At 62.4% G+C, this 14,091-nt stretch carries 29 protein-coding genes; all 29 read left to right on the top strand.

All coding sequences use genetic code 11. The features are described from left to right. On the top strand, positions 1-614 hold a 614-nt coding region (locus G015_RS0113335; RefSeq protein WP_020146872.1), incomplete at its 5' end, for an EF-Tu/IF-2/RF-3 family GTPase. Between the two features lie 5 nt (positions 615-619). Continuing rightward, the gene (rpsJ, locus tag G015_RS0113330; RefSeq protein ID WP_012983533.1) at positions 620-931 is read left to right on the top strand and encodes a 30S ribosomal protein S10; all 312 of its coding nucleotides are present in this window, start codon (positions 620-622) and stop codon (positions 929-931) included. 111 nt (positions 932-1,042) lie between these two features. Next, the gene (gene rplC / locus G015_RS0113325) at positions 1,043-1,687 is read left to right on the top strand and encodes a 50S ribosomal protein L3 (protein WP_012983532.1); all 645 of its coding nucleotides are present in this window, start codon (positions 1,043-1,045) and stop codon (positions 1,685-1,687) included. A gap of 5 nt (positions 1,688-1,692) precedes the next feature. Continuing rightward, positions 1,693-2,298 carry a 50S ribosomal protein L4 gene (gene rplD, locus G015_RS0113320; protein ID WP_018862952.1) on the top strand — a complete coding sequence of 202 codons (606 nt, stop codon included), beginning with the start codon at positions 1,693-1,695 and terminating at the stop codon, positions 2,296-2,298. Further along, positions 2,295-2,591: a 50S ribosomal protein L23 gene (rplW, locus tag G015_RS0113315; protein ID WP_012983530.1), complete on the top strand. Its 297-nt coding sequence runs from the start codon at positions 2,295-2,297 to the stop codon at positions 2,589-2,591. The genes rplD and rplW overlap by 4 nt, the downstream gene beginning before the upstream one ends. Before the next feature lie 2 nt (positions 2,592-2,593). Continuing rightward, positions 2,594-3,415: a 50S ribosomal protein L2 gene (gene rplB, locus G015_RS0113310; protein WP_018138202.1), complete on the top strand. Its 822-nt coding sequence runs from the start codon at positions 2,594-2,596 to the stop codon at positions 3,413-3,415. Between the two features lie 12 nt (positions 3,416-3,427). After that, positions 3,428-3,700, top strand: a complete 273-nt coding sequence (gene rpsS, locus G015_RS0113305; protein WP_012983528.1) for a 30S ribosomal protein S19 — start codon at positions 3,428-3,430, stop codon at positions 3,698-3,700. Positions 3,701-3,709: 9 nt separating this feature from the next. Continuing rightward, positions 3,710-4,048 carry a 50S ribosomal protein L22 gene (rplV, locus tag G015_RS0113300; protein WP_012983527.1) on the top strand — a complete coding sequence of 113 codons (339 nt, stop codon included), beginning with the start codon at positions 3,710-3,712 and terminating at the stop codon, positions 4,046-4,048. A 2-nt stretch (positions 4,049-4,050) separates the two neighbouring features. Continuing rightward, positions 4,051-4,731, top strand: a complete 681-nt coding sequence (rpsC, locus tag G015_RS0113295; protein WP_012983526.1) for a 30S ribosomal protein S3 — start codon at positions 4,051-4,053, stop codon at positions 4,729-4,731. A gap of 12 nt (positions 4,732-4,743) precedes the next feature. Then, positions 4,744-5,157, top strand: coding sequence for a 50S ribosomal protein L16 (gene rplP, locus G015_RS0113290; RefSeq protein ID WP_012983525.1), 414 nt, complete (start codon positions 4,744-4,746; stop codon positions 5,155-5,157). Continuing rightward, positions 5,157-5,348, top strand: a complete 192-nt coding sequence (rpmC, locus tag G015_RS0113285; protein WP_018138201.1) for a 50S ribosomal protein L29 — start codon at positions 5,157-5,159, stop codon at positions 5,346-5,348. Before rplP ends, rpmC begins: the two co-directional genes overlap by 1 nt. 4 nt (positions 5,349-5,352) lie before the next feature. Continuing rightward, the gene (gene rpsQ / locus G015_RS0113280) at positions 5,353-5,619 is read left to right on the top strand and encodes a 30S ribosomal protein S17 (protein ID WP_018138200.1); all 267 of its coding nucleotides are present in this window, start codon (positions 5,353-5,355) and stop codon (positions 5,617-5,619) included. 21 nt (positions 5,620-5,640) lie between these two features. Then, positions 5,641-6,009, top strand: a complete 369-nt coding sequence (gene rplN / locus G015_RS0113275) for a 50S ribosomal protein L14 (RefSeq protein ID WP_012983522.1) — start codon at positions 5,641-5,643, stop codon at positions 6,007-6,009. A gap of 7 nt (positions 6,010-6,016) precedes the next feature. Next, entirely contained in the window at positions 6,017-6,331 is a 315-nt protein-coding gene (rplX, locus tag G015_RS0113270; protein WP_018138199.1) for a 50S ribosomal protein L24, read from the top strand. A 16-nt stretch (positions 6,332-6,347) separates the two neighbouring features. After that, the gene (rplE, locus tag G015_RS0113265) at positions 6,348-6,887 is read left to right on the top strand and encodes a 50S ribosomal protein L5 (protein ID WP_018138198.1); all 540 of its coding nucleotides are present in this window, start codon (positions 6,348-6,350) and stop codon (positions 6,885-6,887) included. Positions 6,888-6,900: 13 nt separating this feature from the next. Beyond that, positions 6,901-7,206, top strand: coding sequence for a 30S ribosomal protein S14 (rpsN, locus tag G015_RS0113260; protein WP_018138197.1), 306 nt, complete (start codon positions 6,901-6,903; stop codon positions 7,204-7,206). Between the two features lie 13 nt (positions 7,207-7,219). Beyond that, complete coding sequence (gene rpsH, locus G015_RS0113255) at positions 7,220-7,612, top strand: 30S ribosomal protein S8 (protein ID WP_018138196.1); 393 nt, start codon at positions 7,220-7,222, stop codon at positions 7,610-7,612. A gap of 10 nt (positions 7,613-7,622) precedes the next feature. Beyond that, entirely contained in the window at positions 7,623-8,153 is a 531-nt protein-coding gene (gene rplF / locus G015_RS0113250; RefSeq protein WP_018994259.1) for a 50S ribosomal protein L6, read from the top strand. A gap of 10 nt (positions 8,154-8,163) precedes the next feature. Then, positions 8,164-8,514, top strand: a complete 351-nt coding sequence (rplR, locus tag G015_RS0113245; protein ID WP_018138195.1) for a 50S ribosomal protein L18 — start codon at positions 8,164-8,166, stop codon at positions 8,512-8,514. 27 nt (positions 8,515-8,541) lie between these two features. After that, positions 8,542-9,048, top strand: a complete 507-nt coding sequence (gene rpsE / locus G015_RS0113240) for a 30S ribosomal protein S5 (protein WP_018138194.1) — start codon at positions 8,542-8,544, stop codon at positions 9,046-9,048. A gap of 2 nt (positions 9,049-9,050) precedes the next feature. After that, positions 9,051-9,230 (top strand): 50S ribosomal protein L30, encoded by a 180-nt coding sequence (rpmD, locus tag G015_RS0113235; protein ID WP_018138193.1) that lies wholly within the window; start codon positions 9,051-9,053, stop codon positions 9,228-9,230. A 3-nt stretch (positions 9,231-9,233) separates the two neighbouring features. Beyond that, positions 9,234-9,668, top strand: a complete 435-nt coding sequence (gene rplO, locus G015_RS0113230) for a 50S ribosomal protein L15 (protein ID WP_018138192.1) — start codon at positions 9,234-9,236, stop codon at positions 9,666-9,668. Further along, a complete protein-coding gene (gene secY, locus G015_RS0113225) occupies positions 9,668-11,014 on the top strand; it encodes a preprotein translocase subunit SecY (RefSeq protein WP_012983512.1) in 1,347 nt (448 codons plus the stop codon). Before rplO ends, secY begins: the two co-directional genes overlap by 1 nt. A gap of 36 nt (positions 11,015-11,050) precedes the next feature. Continuing rightward, positions 11,051-11,164 carry a 50S ribosomal protein L36 gene (gene rpmJ / locus G015_RS0113220; RefSeq protein ID WP_012983511.1) on the top strand — a complete coding sequence of 38 codons (114 nt, stop codon included), beginning with the start codon at positions 11,051-11,053 and terminating at the stop codon, positions 11,162-11,164. 66 nt (positions 11,165-11,230) lie between these two features. Then, on the top strand, positions 11,231-11,587 hold the full coding sequence (rpsM, locus tag G015_RS0113215) for a 30S ribosomal protein S13 (RefSeq protein ID WP_012983510.1): 357 nt from the start codon (positions 11,231-11,233) through the stop codon (positions 11,585-11,587). A gap of 21 nt (positions 11,588-11,608) precedes the next feature. After that, complete coding sequence (gene rpsK / locus G015_RS0113210; RefSeq protein WP_012983509.1) at positions 11,609-11,998, top strand: 30S ribosomal protein S11; 390 nt, start codon at positions 11,609-11,611, stop codon at positions 11,996-11,998. A gap of 15 nt (positions 11,999-12,013) precedes the next feature. Continuing rightward, positions 12,014-12,634 carry a 30S ribosomal protein S4 gene (gene rpsD, locus G015_RS0113205; RefSeq protein WP_012983508.1) on the top strand — a complete coding sequence of 207 codons (621 nt, stop codon included), beginning with the start codon at positions 12,014-12,016 and terminating at the stop codon, positions 12,632-12,634. Between the two features lie 30 nt (positions 12,635-12,664). Beyond that, positions 12,665-13,651 carry a DNA-directed RNA polymerase subunit alpha gene (gene rpoA / locus G015_RS0113200; protein ID WP_012983507.1) on the top strand — a complete coding sequence of 329 codons (987 nt, stop codon included), beginning with the start codon at positions 12,665-12,667 and terminating at the stop codon, positions 13,649-13,651. Positions 13,652-13,693: 42 nt separating this feature from the next. Beyond that, positions 13,694-14,089, top strand: a complete 396-nt coding sequence (gene rplQ / locus G015_RS0113195) for a 50S ribosomal protein L17 (RefSeq protein WP_018138191.1) — start codon at positions 13,694-13,696, stop codon at positions 14,087-14,089. Positions 14,090-14,091: the final 2 nt, after the last annotated feature.

The raw sequence follows: 14,091 nt of genomic DNA, 5'->3' as shown, positions 1-14,091 counted from the left end.
AGCTGGTCGAAGCGATGGACACCTGGATTCCGGAGCCGGAACGCGCCGTGGACGGCGACTTCCTGATGCCGGTGGAGGACGTGTTCTCGATCTCCGGCCGCGGCACGGTGGTGACCGGTCGTATCGAGCGCGGTGTGGTCAAGGTGGGCGAGGAAATCGAGATTGTCGGTATCCGCGACACCCAGAAGACCACGGTCACCGGTGTCGAGATGTTCCGCAAGCTGCTGGACCAGGGCGAAGCGGGCGACAACGTGGGCATTCTGCTGCGTGGTACCAAGCGCGACGAAGTGCAGCGTGGTCAGGTGCTGTGCAAGCCGGGTTCGATCAACCCGCACACGCATTTCGAGGCCGAGGTGTACATCCTGGGCAAGGACGAGGGTGGTCGTCATACCCCGTTCTTCAATGGTTATCGCCCGCAGTTCTACTTCCGCACGACGGACGTGACGGGTTCGGTGGAGCTGCCGGAAGGCACCGAGATGGTGATGCCGGGTGACAACGTGAAGATGACCGTGTCGCTGATCAGCCCGATCGCGATGGAAGATGGTCTGCGCTTTGCGATTCGCGAAGGCGGCCGCACCGTCGGCGCCGGCGTCGTATCCAAGATTATTGAGTGAGTGAGATGGCAAACCAGCGTATCCGAATTCGCCTGAAGGCCTTTGACCATCGACTGATCGACCGCTCGGCGGCCGAGATCGTCGAAACCGCGAAGCGCACGGGCGCCCGCGTGAAGGGGCCCATCCCGCTCCCGACCAAGCGTGAGTCGTACACGGTTCTGATCTCGCCGCACGTCAACAAGGACGCGCGAGACCAGTACGAGCTGCGTACGCACAAGCGTTTGATGGACATCCTCGATCCGACCGACAAGACCGTGGATGCCCTGATGAAGCTGGACCTCGCCGCGGGCGTGAATGTTCAGATTCGACTTAACTAACTCGTAACTTTCTGCCATACTATTGGGCTTTCCGTGGCCCGGCGGGACTGTTCGCCGGGCCACGGCTTTAGGGCGCTTGCCAGCGCCGTTCGATACGGAAGGGGTTTTGCAATGGCCATTGGACTCATCGGTCGCAAACTAGGCATGAGCCGCGTCTTCACTGACGACGGCGTCTCCGTGCCGGTGACTGTGCTGCAGGTGGACAACAATCGCGTGGTCCAGATCAAGCGCAGTGAAGGCGACGGCTACAACGCGGTCCAGGTGACGGCCGGCGCACGCAAGGCGTCCCGGGTCAGCAAGCCCGAAGCGGGGCACTATGCTGCGGCCTCGGTCGAGCCTGGGCGCGGTCTCTGGGAATTCCGTGTTGAGGCGGATGAGCTCGAGGGCCTGGCCCCGGGTGACGCCATCACGGTTGATCGCTTCGAGGAAGGTCAGGTCGTTGACGTGACCTCTCAGAGCAAGGGCAAGGGTTTCCAGGGTGCGGTCAAGCGTCATAACTTCCGCACGCAAGACGCGACCCACGGTAACTCGCTGGCGCACCGCGCCCCGGGTTCGATCGGGCAGAACCAGAGCCCGGGTCGTGTGTTCAAGGGCAAGAAGATGGCGGGCCATATGGGCGCCGAGCGCAAGACGATCCAGAACCTGAAGGTTGTTCGGGTGGATGCGGATCGCAGCCTCGTGCTGATCCAGGGCGCGGTGCCGGGTGCGCCCAGCACTGACGTGATGATTCGTCCGGCCGTCAAGGCGAAGGGTTGAAGACAATGCAAGTAACGACAGCCGATACCGGTGCCAGCGTAGAGTTGTCGCCCGTGTGCTTCGAGCGCGACTTTAACGAGTCGCTGGTGCACCAGAGCGTGGTCGCGTTCCTCGCGGGGCAGCGCCAGGGCACCCGTGCGCAGAAGACGCGCTCCGACGTGAGCGGCGGTGGTGCGAAGCCGTTTCGCCAGAAAGGCACGGGCCGCGCCCGTGCCGGCACGATCCGCAGCCCGCTGTGGACCGGTGGTGGCAAAGTCTTTGCGGCGCGCACCCGGGACTTCTCGCAGAAGCTGAACAAGAAGATGTATCGCGCCGCGATGGCGTCGATCCTCTCCGAGCTGGTCCGTCAAGAACGGCTGAAGGTGGTGGCCGACTTCGCCGTGGCATCGGGCAAGACCCGCGACGGCGTTGCCAAGCTCAAGGAGCTGGGTCTCGCGAAGGGGCTGGTCGTGCTGGCCGAGGCGGATGACATGACCGCTCGTGCGCTGGGTAACGTGCCGCATATCGACATCGTCGACGTTGCCGGCATCAATCCGGCCAATCTGGTCGGCGCGGAGACGGTCGTGATGACCGAAGCGGCGATCCGCAAGGTTGAGGAGTGGCTGGCATGAATGCGCGTCTGATGCAGGTAATTCAGGGCCCGGTGGTTTCCGAGAAATCCACCATGGCCGGCGAGGTCGGTCAGTACGTGTTCCGCGTGCTGCCCGACGCGAGCAAAGAAGAAATCAAGGCGGCGGTCGAGCATCTGTTCCAGGTGCGGGTCGAGAATGTCCGCACCCTGAACCAGCAGGGCAAGAAGAAGCGCTTTGGGCGCCTTTTTGGGCGCCGCAATCACTGGAAGAAGGCTTATGTCGCGCTGGCCGAAGGCGAGAGCATCGACATGGGTGAAGGAGACCAGGTCTAGTCATGGCGATTATCAAGACGAATCCGACTTCGGCCGGTCGTCGTCACGCGGTGCAGATCCGTGGCGACAACCTGTACAAGGGTGCGCCGCATGCCGCGCTGGTCGAGAAGAAGACCCGTAGCGGCGGTCGCAACAACACGGGCCGTATTACTACGCGGCACGTGGGTGGCGGTCACAAGCAGCGCTACCGTGTGGTCGACTTCAAGCGCAACAAGGACAACGTGCCGGCGCGGGTCGAGCGGCTGGAGTATGATCCGAACCGCAGCGCCCACCTGGCCCTGCTACTGTACGCCGACGGCGAGCGTCGCTACATCATCGCGCCGAAGGGTCTGAACCAGGGTGATCAGGTCGCGAGTGGTAACCAGGCCCCGATTCGTCCGGGCAACGCCATGCCGCTACGCTCGATCCCGGTCGGTACCACCGTGCATTGTGTCGAGCTCAAGCCTGGCAAGGGTGCGCAGATGGTTCGCTCCGCCGGTACGTCCGCGCAGGTCGTGGCCCGCGAAGGACAGCACGCCACCCTGCGTCTAGGTTCGGGCGAGATGCGCCGCGTCCTGTCCGAGTGCCGCGCCGTGGTGGGCGAAGTTGGCCACTCCGAGCACAGCCTGAAGAAATACGGCAAGGCCGGCGCCAAGCGCTGGAAGGGTGTCCGCCCGACCGTGCGTGGTACCGCCATGAACCCGGTCGATCACCCGCATGGTGGTGGCGAAGGCCGCAACTTTGGCCGTCATCCGGTGACCCCGTGGGGTCGTCCGACCAAGGGTTACAAGACCCGCAATAACAAGCGTACCGACGGCATGATTGTTCGTCGGCGTAAGAAGTAACGGAGTCCCAGCATGCCGCGTTCACTGAAGAAAGGCCCGTTCGTCGACCACCACCTGCGCAAGAAGGTGGAAGATGCGGTCGAGAAGAACGATCGTCGACCGATCAAGACCTGGTCCCGGCGTTCGATGATCATCCCGCAGATGGTCGGGTTGACCATCGCCGTCCACAACGGCCGGCAGCACGTGCCTGTCCTCGTCAACGAGAACATGGTGGGCCACAAGCTGGGCGAATTTGCCTTGACGCGGACCTTCAAGGGTCATATCGCGAACAAGAAGTCGCGCTGAGGACGAACGATGGAAACGATTGCAAAACTGCGTTTCGCGCGGATCTCCCCGCAAAAGGCTCGCCTGGTCGCCGACCAGGTGCGTGGCCTGCGGGTGGAAGAGGCGCTCAACGAACTCACGTTCAGCGCGAAGAAGCCGGCCGCCATTGTGAAAAAGGTGCTGGAGTCCGCCATCGCGAACGCGGAGAACAACGACGGTGCCGACATCGACGAGCTGCGCATCTCGCGCATCCAGGTCGACGAAGGGCCGGTGCTCAAGCGGATGCACGCGCGTGCCAAAGGCCGCGGTAACCGCATCCTGAAGCGCACCAGCCATATCGTCATCGGCGTTAGCGAGAAGGGAGCCTAAGCATGGGTCAGAAAGTACATCCGACCGGCATCCGCCTGGGCATCTCTCGCCCGTGGTCGGCCACTTGGTACGCCGACGGCCGCGAGTTTGGCGAGACGCTGAACAACGACATCAAGTTGCGCGAGTTTCTGCAGAAGAAACTGGCCCACGCGTCGGTGAGCCGCATCAGCATCTCCCGCCCGGCGAAGGCCGCGCATATCACGATCCAGACCGCGCGTCCGGGCATCGTGATCGGCAAGAAGGGCGAAGACATCGAGAAGCTGCGCCAGGACGTGGCCCGCGAGACGGGTCTCGAGAAAGGCACGGTCAAGATCAATATTGAAGAGGTGCGCAAGCCCGAGATCGAGGCCCAGCTGGTGGCCGAAGGGATCGCGCAGCAGCTGGAGCGCCGCATCATGTTCCGCCGCGCGATGAAGCGCGCCGTCGGCAACGCGATGCGCCTCGGCGCCCAGGGCATCAAGGTGCACGTGTCCGGTCGCCTGAACGGCGCCGAGATCGCGCGCTCCGAGTGGTACCGCGAAGGCCGCGTGCCGCTGCATACCCTGCGTGCTGATATTGACTACGGGTTTGCCGAAGCGCGGACCACCTACGGGATCATTGGCGTGAAGGTGTGGATCTTCAAGGGCGAGGTCTTTGGCCTGGAGCCGACCGAAGGGACCCGTGCCGCCGCCAACGCGAGCTAGGACTGAAAGATCATGCTGCAGCCAAAAAGAACCAAGTTCCGCAAGCAGTTCAAGGGCCGTAACCGGGGCATGGCCTCGACCGGCGCCAAGGTCAGCTTCGGCGAGTACGGCCTGCAGGCCGTCGAGCGGGGCCGGATTACGGCTCGCCAGATCGAGGCCGCGCGTCGCGCGATGGTCCGCCACATCAAGCGTGGCGGGAAGATCTGGATTCGGGTGTTCCCGGATGTGCCGGTGACCAAGAAGCCGCTTGAAGTCCGTATGGGTAAGGGTAAGGGCGGCGTCGAGTACTGGGTTTGCAAGGTGCAGCCTGGTCGCATGCTCTACGAAATGGAAGGTGTGCACGAGGACGTCGCGCGTGAGGCGATGCGTCTGGCGGCAGCCAAATTGCCGGTGAAGACGGTGTTTACCCGTCGGCAGGTGATGTGATGAAAGCGAGCGAACTGAGAAAGAAATCCGACGACGAGCTCAGCACTGAGCTCGAGGCGCTCTACAAGGAGCAATTCGGGCTGCGTATGCAGAAGGCCGTCGGCCAGCTGGCGCGCCCCGACCGGGTGGGCAAGGTCCGGCGCGAGATCGCGCAGATCAAGACGCTGATGAACGAACGAAAGGCAGGCTAAGAAGATGACCGAGCAAGTCTCCAAAACCCAGCGATCCGTCGTTGGGCGCGTGATCAGCGACAAGATGGACAAGACCCGCACCGTCCTGGTCGAGCGCCGCGTGCGTCATCCGCTGTATGGCAAGTTCATTCGGCGCAGCACCAAGCTGCACGTCCATGACGAAGACAATGTCTCGCGCATGGGTGACCGTGTGCGTATCCGTGAGTGCCGGCCGATGTCCAAGCAGAAGCGCTTTGCCCTGATCGAAGTGGTCGGGCAAGACGCGCTTTAATCGGCCGCTGGGAGAGAAGTCATGATTCAAATGCAGACCGTTCTCGAGGCCGCCGATAACAGCGGCGCCCGTCGCATCCAGTGCATCAAGGTGCTGGGCGGCTCGCACCGTCGCTATGCGCGCGTGGGCGATGTGATCAAGGTGAGCGTCAAGGACGCCATCCCGCGCGGCAAGGTCAAAAAAGGCGACGTCTATAATGCGGTCGTCGTGCGCACCGCCGCGGGTGTTCGGCGCCCCGACGGTTCGATCATTCGTTTCGACCGCAATGCGGCGGTGCTGCTGAACAATCAGCATCAGCCGATCGGCACTCGTATCTTCGGGCCGGTGACGCGTGAACTGCGAGGGGAGAAGTACATGAAGATCATCTCCCTCGCCCCGGAAGTGCTGTGAGGTCGTCATGAATAAGATTCGCAAAGGCGACGACGTCGTCGTGATCGCAGGAAAGGACAAGGGCCGTCGAGGCACCATCATCAAGGTGCTGGATGGCAAGGTCCTGGTCCAGAACATCAACATGGTGAAGAAGCATCAGAAGCCCAATCCCCAGCGTGGGATCGGGGGCGGGATCATCGAGAAGGAAATGCCGATCGATGTCTCCAATGTGATGCTCTTTAACCCGGCAACCGACAAGGGTGATCGCGTGTCGTTCAAGACCCTGGAAGATGGCCGCAAGGTCCGTGTCTTCCGATCGAACGGCGAGGTCGTGGACGCATAACGCGGACGGACGGTTTATGGAACGCTTGAGAGAAGAATACGAATCCAACGTGAAGCAGGCGCTGCAGAAGCAGTTCAGCTATGCCAACGTGATGGAGATCCCGCGTGTCACCAAGGTAACCCTGAACATGGGTCTGGGTGATGCAGTTGCGGACAAGAAGATCATTGAACATGCGGTCAGCGACATGACGGCTATCGCCGGGCAGAAGCCCGTGGTGACGAAGGCCCGCAAGTCGATCGCCGGGTTCAAGATCCGTGACGACTATCCGATCGGTTGCAAGGTGACCCTTCGTAGTCGGCAGATGTACGAGTTTCTGGATCGCCTGATCAACGTGGCGTTGCCGCGTGTGCGGGATTTCCGTGGCTTCAGCGCAAAGGCGTTTGATGGCCGTGGGAACTACTCCATGGGCATCAAGGAACAGATCATCTTTCCCGAGATTGATTATGACCGTGTCGACAAGATTCGCGGCATGGACATCACGATCACAACCAGCGCGAAGACGGACGAGGAAGCCAAGGCCCTGCTAGAAGCCTTCCGTTTCCCGTTCCGGAACTAAGAGGTAGGCGCACATGGCGAAGACATCGATGATCGAGCGCGAGAAGAAGCGCGCCCATCTGGTCCAGAAATATGCCGCAAAGCGTGCGGAACTGAAGGCCATCCTGGTGGACGAAACCAAGTCCTCCGAGGAACGCCTGGCCGCGATGCATGCATTGCAGAAGCTGCCGCGTGATTCCGCGGCGGTGCGACAGACAAACCGCTGTGGCGTCACCGGTCGCCCGAAAGGTTATTACCGTCGGTTCGGCCTTGGGCGGAACAAGCTGCGGGAGCACGCCATGAAGGGCGAAATCCCGGGCCTGCGCAAGTCGAGCTGGTAAGGAGACAGAAGCAATGATGACCGATCCGATTTCCGACATGCTCACCCGCGTGCGCAATGCGCAGCGCGCGAACAAGGAGCAGGTCGCGATCCCGTTCAGCAAAGCCAAGGAGCGAATCCTCAAGGTGTTTGCCGACGAGGGCTATGTGGGCGACGTCCAGGTCGAGGGCGAGGTCGCGCAGAAGAAGCTGGTGGTGAAGCTGAAATATTTCGAGGGGCGTCCGGTCATCGAAAGCGTTGAACGGATCTCCCGCCCGGGCTTGCGGATCTACCGCGGCAAGGACGAGCTCCCGCGTATTAACCAGGGGCTCGGTGTCGCGGTGATTTCCACGCCGCAGGGTGTCATGAGTGATCGCGCAGCCCGGGCCGCCGGCCAGGGCGGCGAGGTCCTCTGCAAGATTTACTGAGGAATCAGCCATGTCGCGCATTGCAAACCTGCCGATCAAGCTGCCCAACGGCGTGGCCGTGGAGCAGGCGGACGGCGAGATCAAGGTCAAGGGCCCGAAGGGCGAGTTGCAGCTGAGCTGCCCCGAAGCCGTCACGGTCACCGTCGAAGATGGTGTCGTTCAGGTGAAGCCGAACGAACACGCCAAGAACAGCGCTCTTGCGGGTACCATCCGTGCCATCCTGGGCAACCATGTGCACGGCGTGAGCGAGGGTTTCGAGCGCAAACTCGAGCTGGTGGGCGTCGGTTACCGCGCGCAGATGCAGGGTGCCAAGCTGAATTTGACGCTAGGCTACTCGCACCCGATTGAGTTTGAAGTGCCCGAAGGGGTCACGATCGAGACGCCCAGCGCGACCGAGGTCGTAGTGAAGGGGACGGATCGCCAGAAGGTGGGCCAGGTGGCCGCGAACATTCGCGCCTTCCGCCCGCCGGAGCCCTACAAGGGCAAGGGCGTGAAGTACAAAGACGAGCGCATTGTGCGTAAAGAAGCCAAGAAGAAGTAGGTAGGCACCAGTGGACAAGAAAGAGGCCAGACTTAAGAGAGCGCGTCGCGCGCGGTTCAAGATCCGCGAGCTGGGGGTGCATCGTCTCTGTATTCACCGGACGCCGCGCCACATGTATGCCCAGATCATTGCGCCTTCGGGCGACGCGGTGGTGGCTGCTGCCTCTACCGTCGAGAAGGATCTGAAAAGCGCCGGCAACACCGGGAACGCCGACGCGGCGGCCCGTGTGGGGCAGGCGATTGCCGAGCGCGCAAAGAAAGCCGGAATCGAACAGGTCGCGTTCGACCGTGCGGGCTTTCGTTATCACGGACGGGTGAAGGCCCTGGCCGACGCCGCCCGTGAAAACGGCCTGCAGTTCTAGTCCAACGCGACCCACCGGAGAAGATAAATGGCACGTAATGATGTAAGCGAAGCCACCGACGGCCTGCAAGAAAAGCTGATCGGCGTGAACCGCGTGGCCAAAGTGGTCAAGGGCGGTCGTCAGTTCCGCTTTGCCGCGCTGACCGTGGTTGGCGATGGCGAAGGCCGCGTTGGCTTTGGCTACGGCAAAGCCCGTGAGGTCCCGCAGGCGATCCAGAAGGCGATGCAGCAGGCGCGTCAGGAGATGCGCGATGTCTCACTGAAGGACGGCACGCTGCACTATGCGGTCAACGGCCGTCATGGCGCCGCGAAGGTCTACATGCAGCCGGCCTCCGAGGGTACGGGTGTCATCGCCGGTGGTGCGATGCGCGCGGTGCTCGAAGTGGCGGGTGTGCACAACGTGCTGGCCAAGTGTGTTGGTTCGCGCAATCCGATCAACGTCGTGCAGGCGACCATCGACGGGCTCACCAAGGTGAACTCGCCCGAACGTGTCGCTGCCAAGCGCGGCAAGACTGTCGACGAAGTGACGAGCTAGTCATGAGCAAGCTGAAACTGACCCTGGTGCGCAGCACCGCCGGACGGCTGAAGAATCACAAGGCCTGTGTTCGCGGCCTCGGCCTGCGCAAGACCCACAGCACCTCTGTGATCGAGGCCACCCCCGAGAATCTCGGTATGGTCCACAAGGTGTCGTACCTGCTGAAGGTAGAGGAAGTCTGACCTATGCGACTCAACGACATTTCGAGCCCCGCCGGTGCCCGCAAGCCGGGCAAGCGCGTGGGGCGTGGCATCGGCTCCGGCCTGGGCAAGACCGGCGGTCGTGGCCACAAGGGCCAGAAGTCCCGCTCCGGCGGCTTCACCAAGACCGGCTTCGAAGGCGGTCAGATGCCGTTGCAGCGCCGTTTGCCCAAGGTGGGCTTTCGGTCGCGCAAGCAGCGCTATTCCGCCGAGGTTCGCCTGAGCGAGCTGGCCAAGGTTGACGGTGAGGTCACGCTGGAGAGCCTGAAGAAGGCTGGCGTTATTCCCGAGATTACCCAGACCGCGAAGATCTTCGCGTCCGGTGAAGTCACCCAGGCCTGCGTCGTCAAGGGCGTGGGCGTGACCAAGGGGGCCAAGGCAGCCATTGAGGCGGCCGGCGGGAGCGTCGAGGCCGAATAATGGCGCGTGGAGCGACAGCACGATCCGGTGGCGGGCTCACCGGCTTTACCGAGTTGCGTCAACGCCTGCTGTTCGTGCTGGGCGCTCTGGTCGTCTACCGCATCGGGACGTTTATCCCGGTGCCGGGGATTAACCCAGTCGCCGTATCGCAGTTCTTCGAACAGCAAAGCGGCACGATCCTGGACATGTTCAACATGTTTTCCGGGGGTGCGCTTGAGCGGCTGTCGATCTTCGCCCTCGGGGTGATGCCGTATATTTCGGCGGCGATCATCATGCAGCTGCTGGCCGCGACCGTGCCGGCGCTGCAGCAGCTGAAGAAGGAAGGCGAGCAGGGCCGACGCAAGATTACGCAGTACACGCGCTACGGGACCGTGGCGCTGGCGCTGTTTCAGAGTATCGGCATCGGAATCGCGCTCAACGGGCAGACCATTCAGGGCATGCCGATGGCGCTGAACCCGGGACCGATCTTCATCTTTACGGTGGTCGTCTCGCTGGTGACGGGTACCCTGTTCCTGATGTGGCTGGGTGAGCAGATCACCGAGCGCGGGATTGGTAACGGTATCTCGATCATCATCTTCGCCGGGATCGTGGCGGGTCTGCCGGGTGCGATTGGCGGCACCCTGGAACTGGCGCGTACCGGTGAGCTGGCGGCCGCGTTTGTGGTGATCCTGATCGTGCTGGCGCTCGCGGTGACGGCCTTCGTGGTGTTCGTCGAGCGCGGACAGAGGCGCGTCACGATCAACTACGCGAAACGCCAGGTCGGGAGAAAGGTTGTCGGTGGACAGTCCTCCCACCTGCCGCTGAAGTTGAACATGGCGGGCGTGATCCCGCCGATCTTCGCGTCGAGTATCATTCTGTTCCCCTCGACCCTGGGGCAATGGTTTGGACAGGCCGAAGGCATGGACTGGCTGCGCGAGCTGTCGACGACGCTTGCGCCCGGTCAGCCGCTGTACGTGGGCTTTTACGCGGCGGCGATTATTTTCTTCTGTTTCTTCTATACCGCGCTGGTGTTCAACTCGCGCGATACGGCGGAAAACCTGAAGAAGCAGGGCGCCTTTATTCCGGGGATCCGGCCGGGCGTCCAGACGGAACGGTTTATCGACGGGGTCATGACCCGGTTGACCGCGGTGGGTGCGGTGTACATTACCGCCGTGTGTCTGCTGCCGGAGTTCCTGATCCTGTACTGGAACGTGCCCTTCTACTTTGGTGGGACCTCGCTGCTGATCATCGTGATCGTAGTGATGGACTTCATGGCCCAGTTGCAATCGCACCTGGTGTCGCACCAGTACGAAGGACTGATGAAAAAGGCGAATCTGAAGGGATTCGGCGGGACCGGGATCCGCTAGACCATCCCGTTGGGAATCCGTTGAAGGAGAAAGACCATGAAGGTACGGGCATCCGTAAAGCCGATCTGCCGCAACTGCAAGGTGATCCGGCGTAATGGCGTGGTCCGCGTGATCTGCTCGGACAAGCGCCACAAACAACGTCAGGGCTAAGGCTTGGCGTCACTGGTATTCATTGCTACTATAGCCGGCTTTGCCGGTTTCTGATGGAGATGTTGGATGGCTCGCGTCGCTGGAATCAATATTCCTGACCAGAAGCACACCGTGGTTGCGCTGACCGCGATCTATGGCATTGGCCCGACTCGGGCCCGCCAGATCTGCGAGGCCGCCGGTGTGCGTCCGGAAATCAAGGTGCGGGATCTGACCGATGCCGAAGTCGACGCTCTGCGTGCGCAGATCGATCGCATTCCGGTGGAAGGGGATCTGCGCCGCGAGATCAGCATGAACATCAAGCGGTTGATGGATCTGGGCTGCTATCGCGGGGTGCGTCATCGTCGCGGCCTGCCGCTGCGCGGCCAGCAGACGCAGACGAACGCCCGGACCCGCAAGGGCCCGCGTCGCCCGATTCGTAAGTAATCAGACTGGGATCACAGGTACATGGCACAAGCGCAGACCCGGACCAAGAAAAAGGTCCGCAAAAATATCGCCGAGGGCGTGGCACACGTGTACGCCACGTTCAACAACACGATCATCACCATCACCGATCGTCAGGGCAACACGATCAGCTGGGCCACCTCGGGTGGCTCAGGCTTCCGTGGCTCGCGCAAGTCGACTCCGTTCGCAGCCCAGGTGGCCGCGGAACGTGCCGGTTCGGCCGCAGCCGAGCACGGCGTGAAGAACCTCGACGTGATGGTTCGCGGTCCGGGCCCGGGTCGCGAGTCGGCGGTACGTGCGCTGAACAATGCGGGGTTCAAGATCACGAACATCAGTGATGTCACCCCGATCCCTCACAACGGCTGCCGGCCGCCCAAGAAACGCCGCGTTTAAGGCTGGAGTTCAAGAATGGCTCGTTACATTGGACCGAAATGCAAGTTGAGTCGCCGCGAAGGCGTGGACCTGGGGCTGAAGAGCCGGGCGCGCGCGCTGGAGACCAAGTGCAAGCTGGACAAAGCCCCGGGGCAGCACGGCGAACGCCGTACCCGCCTGTCCGATTACGCCGTGCAGCTGCGTGAAAAGCAGAAGCTGCGCCGTATCTACGGGGTGCTGGAAAAGCAGTTCCGCAACTATTACAAGAAGGCCGCTCAGCGCAAGGGCTCCACGGGTGAAAACCTGCTGAAGCTGCTGGAAGGCCGTCTGGACAACGTCGTTTATCGCATGGGCTTCGGCAGCACCCGGTCCGAGGCGCGTCAGCTGGTCTCGCACCGCGCGGTGCTGGTCAATGGTCAGGTGGTGAATATCGCCGCCTACCAGGTGCAGCCGTCCGACGTCGTCAGCATTCGCGAGAAGGCACGCAAGCAGGTGCGTATCCAGGATTCCATGACCCTGGCCGAGCAGAGCGGTTTTCCGTCCTGGGTGGAAGTGGACACGAGCAAGTTCGAGGGCACCTTCAAGGCGATCCCGGACCGCTCCGACCTGCCCGCCGACATCAACGAGTCGCTCGTCGTCGAGCTGTACTCGAAGTAACCGTATAGCGGCCTTCCGCCAGGAGACACCATGCAGTCCAACGAACTGGTCAAGAAACAACAGATCGAGGTCGAGGCCGAGAATCGGAACCAGGCCAAGGTCGCGCTGGAGCCGCTCGAGCGGGGCTTCGGTCATACGCTGGGCAACGCCCTGCGCCGCGTGCTGCTGTCGTCGATCCCGGGTGCCGCGATCGTCGAGGCCCGTATCGAGGGCGTGCTGCACGAGTACACCGCGATCGAAGGTGTGCAGGAAGACGTGGTCGACATCCTGCTGAACCTGAAGGGTGTGGCGCTGCGCATGCACAGCCGCGAAGAGTCGACGCTGAGCCTGAAGAAAAAGGGCCCGTGCGTGGTGACCGCCGGTGACATCACCGTGGATCACGATGTCGAAGTCGTGAACCCGGAACATGTGATCGCGACGATCACCAAGAATGTCGAAATCGACATGACCCTGACCGCCCGTGCCGGGCGCGGCTACGAGCCGGTGAGTACTCGACGTCAGGCCGAAGGTGACGAGACCGGCATTGGCCGGCTGCTGCTGGATGCCAGCTTTAGCCCGATCCGCCGTGTCGCCTACCGTGTCGAGAGCGCCCGTCTGGCGCAGCGCACCGACATGGATCGCCTGGTGCTGGAGCTGGAAACAAATGGTGCGATCGCACCGGATGACGCGGTGCGTCAGGCGGCGACGATCCTGCAGGGTCAGCTGGCCCCGTTCGTCGATCTCCAGGAAGAGACGGGCGAGGTGCCGGGCACGACCGCTGGCGCGATCGATCCGATCCTGCTGCGTCCGGTGGACGAGCTGGAACTGACCGTGCGTTCGGCGAACTGCCTGAAGGCGGAGAACCTGTACTACATTGGTGATCTGGTCCAGCGTACCGAGGTTGAGCTGCTGCGTGCTCCCAACCTGGGCAAGAAGTCGCTGACCGAGATCAAGGACACGCTGGCCACTCACGGTCTGTCGCTCGGGATGCGTCTCGAGAACTGGCCGCCGCCGGGTCTGCGCGACGACAACGAGTAATCACGGCGCTTCGCGCCAACCGTATTTCAGAGGAAATCTCTCATGCGTCATCGTCATTCCGGCCGTCAGCTGGGCCGTAACAGCTCGCACCGCAAGGCCACTTTTCAGGCCCTGTCCGTGGCCCTGTTCCGGCACGAACTGATCAAGACCACGCTGCCGAAGGCCAAAGAGCTTCGCCGTGTGGCCGAGCCGCTGATCACCCTCGCGAAGGAAGACAGCGTGCACGGTCGTCGTACGGCGTTCGCCCGCCTTCGTGACAAGGAGATCGTGGGCAAGCTGTTCACCGAGCTGGGTCCGCGCTACGAGGGTCGGCCGGGTGGCTACCTGCGCATCCTGAAGTGCGGGAACCGCGCAGGCGACAACGCGCCGATGGCGTATGTCGAGCTGGTCGATCGGCCGGAGCCGAGTGCAGATCAGGAGAACGGCGAAGCCGCCTGATA

This window comes from Thioalkalivibrio sp. ALJ15, assembly GCF_000383695.1.
Taxonomy (GTDB): Bacteria; Pseudomonadota; Gammaproteobacteria; order Ectothiorhodospirales; family Ectothiorhodospiraceae; genus Thioalkalivibrio.
The sequence above is the reverse complement of the archived record's forward strand: the minus strand, read 5'-3'. Positions and strand labels throughout refer to the sequence as shown.

Excerpts from the sequence above, each read along its gene's own strand:
- rpsJ (WP_012983533.1), top strand. The coding sequence starts at position 620 with ATGGCAAACCAGCGTATCCGAATTCGCCTGAAGGCCTTTGACCATCGA.
- rplC (WP_012983532.1), top strand. The coding sequence starts at position 1,043 with ATGGCCATTGGACTCATCGGTCGCAAACTAGGCATGAGCCGCGTCTTC.
- rplD (WP_018862952.1), top strand. The coding sequence starts at position 1,693 with ATGCAAGTAACGACAGCCGATACCGGTGCCAGCGTAGAGTTGTCGCCC.
- rplW (WP_012983530.1), top strand. The coding sequence starts at position 2,295 with ATGAATGCGCGTCTGATGCAGGTAATTCAGGGCCCGGTGGTTTCCGAG.
- rplB (WP_018138202.1), top strand. The coding sequence starts at position 2,594 with ATGGCGATTATCAAGACGAATCCGACTTCGGCCGGTCGTCGTCACGCG.
- rpsS (WP_012983528.1), top strand. The coding sequence starts at position 3,428 with ATGCCGCGTTCACTGAAGAAAGGCCCGTTCGTCGACCACCACCTGCGC.
- rplV (WP_012983527.1), top strand. The coding sequence starts at position 3,710 with ATGGAAACGATTGCAAAACTGCGTTTCGCGCGGATCTCCCCGCAAAAG.
- rpsC (WP_012983526.1), top strand. The coding sequence starts at position 4,051 with ATGGGTCAGAAAGTACATCCGACCGGCATCCGCCTGGGCATCTCTCGC.
- rplP (WP_012983525.1), top strand. The coding sequence starts at position 4,744 with ATGCTGCAGCCAAAAAGAACCAAGTTCCGCAAGCAGTTCAAGGGCCGT.
- rpmC (WP_018138201.1), top strand. The coding sequence starts at position 5,157 with ATGAAAGCGAGCGAACTGAGAAAGAAATCCGACGACGAGCTCAGCACT.
- rpsQ (WP_018138200.1), top strand. The coding sequence starts at position 5,353 with ATGACCGAGCAAGTCTCCAAAACCCAGCGATCCGTCGTTGGGCGCGTG.
- rplN (WP_012983522.1), top strand. The coding sequence starts at position 5,641 with ATGATTCAAATGCAGACCGTTCTCGAGGCCGCCGATAACAGCGGCGCC.
- rplX (WP_018138199.1), top strand. The coding sequence starts at position 6,017 with ATGAATAAGATTCGCAAAGGCGACGACGTCGTCGTGATCGCAGGAAAG.
- rplE (WP_018138198.1), top strand. The coding sequence starts at position 6,348 with ATGGAACGCTTGAGAGAAGAATACGAATCCAACGTGAAGCAGGCGCTG.
- rpsN (WP_018138197.1), top strand. The coding sequence starts at position 6,901 with ATGGCGAAGACATCGATGATCGAGCGCGAGAAGAAGCGCGCCCATCTG.
- rpsH (WP_018138196.1), top strand. The coding sequence starts at position 7,220 with ATGATGACCGATCCGATTTCCGACATGCTCACCCGCGTGCGCAATGCG.
- rplF (WP_018994259.1), top strand. The coding sequence starts at position 7,623 with ATGTCGCGCATTGCAAACCTGCCGATCAAGCTGCCCAACGGCGTGGCC.
- rpsE (WP_018138194.1), top strand. The coding sequence starts at position 8,542 with ATGGCACGTAATGATGTAAGCGAAGCCACCGACGGCCTGCAAGAAAAG.
- rpmD (WP_018138193.1), top strand. The coding sequence starts at position 9,051 with ATGAGCAAGCTGAAACTGACCCTGGTGCGCAGCACCGCCGGACGGCTG.
- rplO (WP_018138192.1), top strand. The coding sequence starts at position 9,234 with ATGCGACTCAACGACATTTCGAGCCCCGCCGGTGCCCGCAAGCCGGGC.
- secY (WP_012983512.1), top strand. The coding sequence starts at position 9,668 with ATGGCGCGTGGAGCGACAGCACGATCCGGTGGCGGGCTCACCGGCTTT.
- rpmJ (WP_012983511.1), top strand. The coding sequence starts at position 11,051 with ATGAAGGTACGGGCATCCGTAAAGCCGATCTGCCGCAACTGCAAGGTG.
- rpsM (WP_012983510.1), top strand. The coding sequence starts at position 11,231 with ATGGCTCGCGTCGCTGGAATCAATATTCCTGACCAGAAGCACACCGTG.
- rpsK (WP_012983509.1), top strand. The coding sequence starts at position 11,609 with ATGGCACAAGCGCAGACCCGGACCAAGAAAAAGGTCCGCAAAAATATC.
- rpsD (WP_012983508.1), top strand. The coding sequence starts at position 12,014 with ATGGCTCGTTACATTGGACCGAAATGCAAGTTGAGTCGCCGCGAAGGC.
- rpoA (WP_012983507.1), top strand. The coding sequence starts at position 12,665 with ATGCAGTCCAACGAACTGGTCAAGAAACAACAGATCGAGGTCGAGGCC.
- rplQ (WP_018138191.1), top strand. The coding sequence starts at position 13,694 with ATGCGTCATCGTCATTCCGGCCGTCAGCTGGGCCGTAACAGCTCGCAC.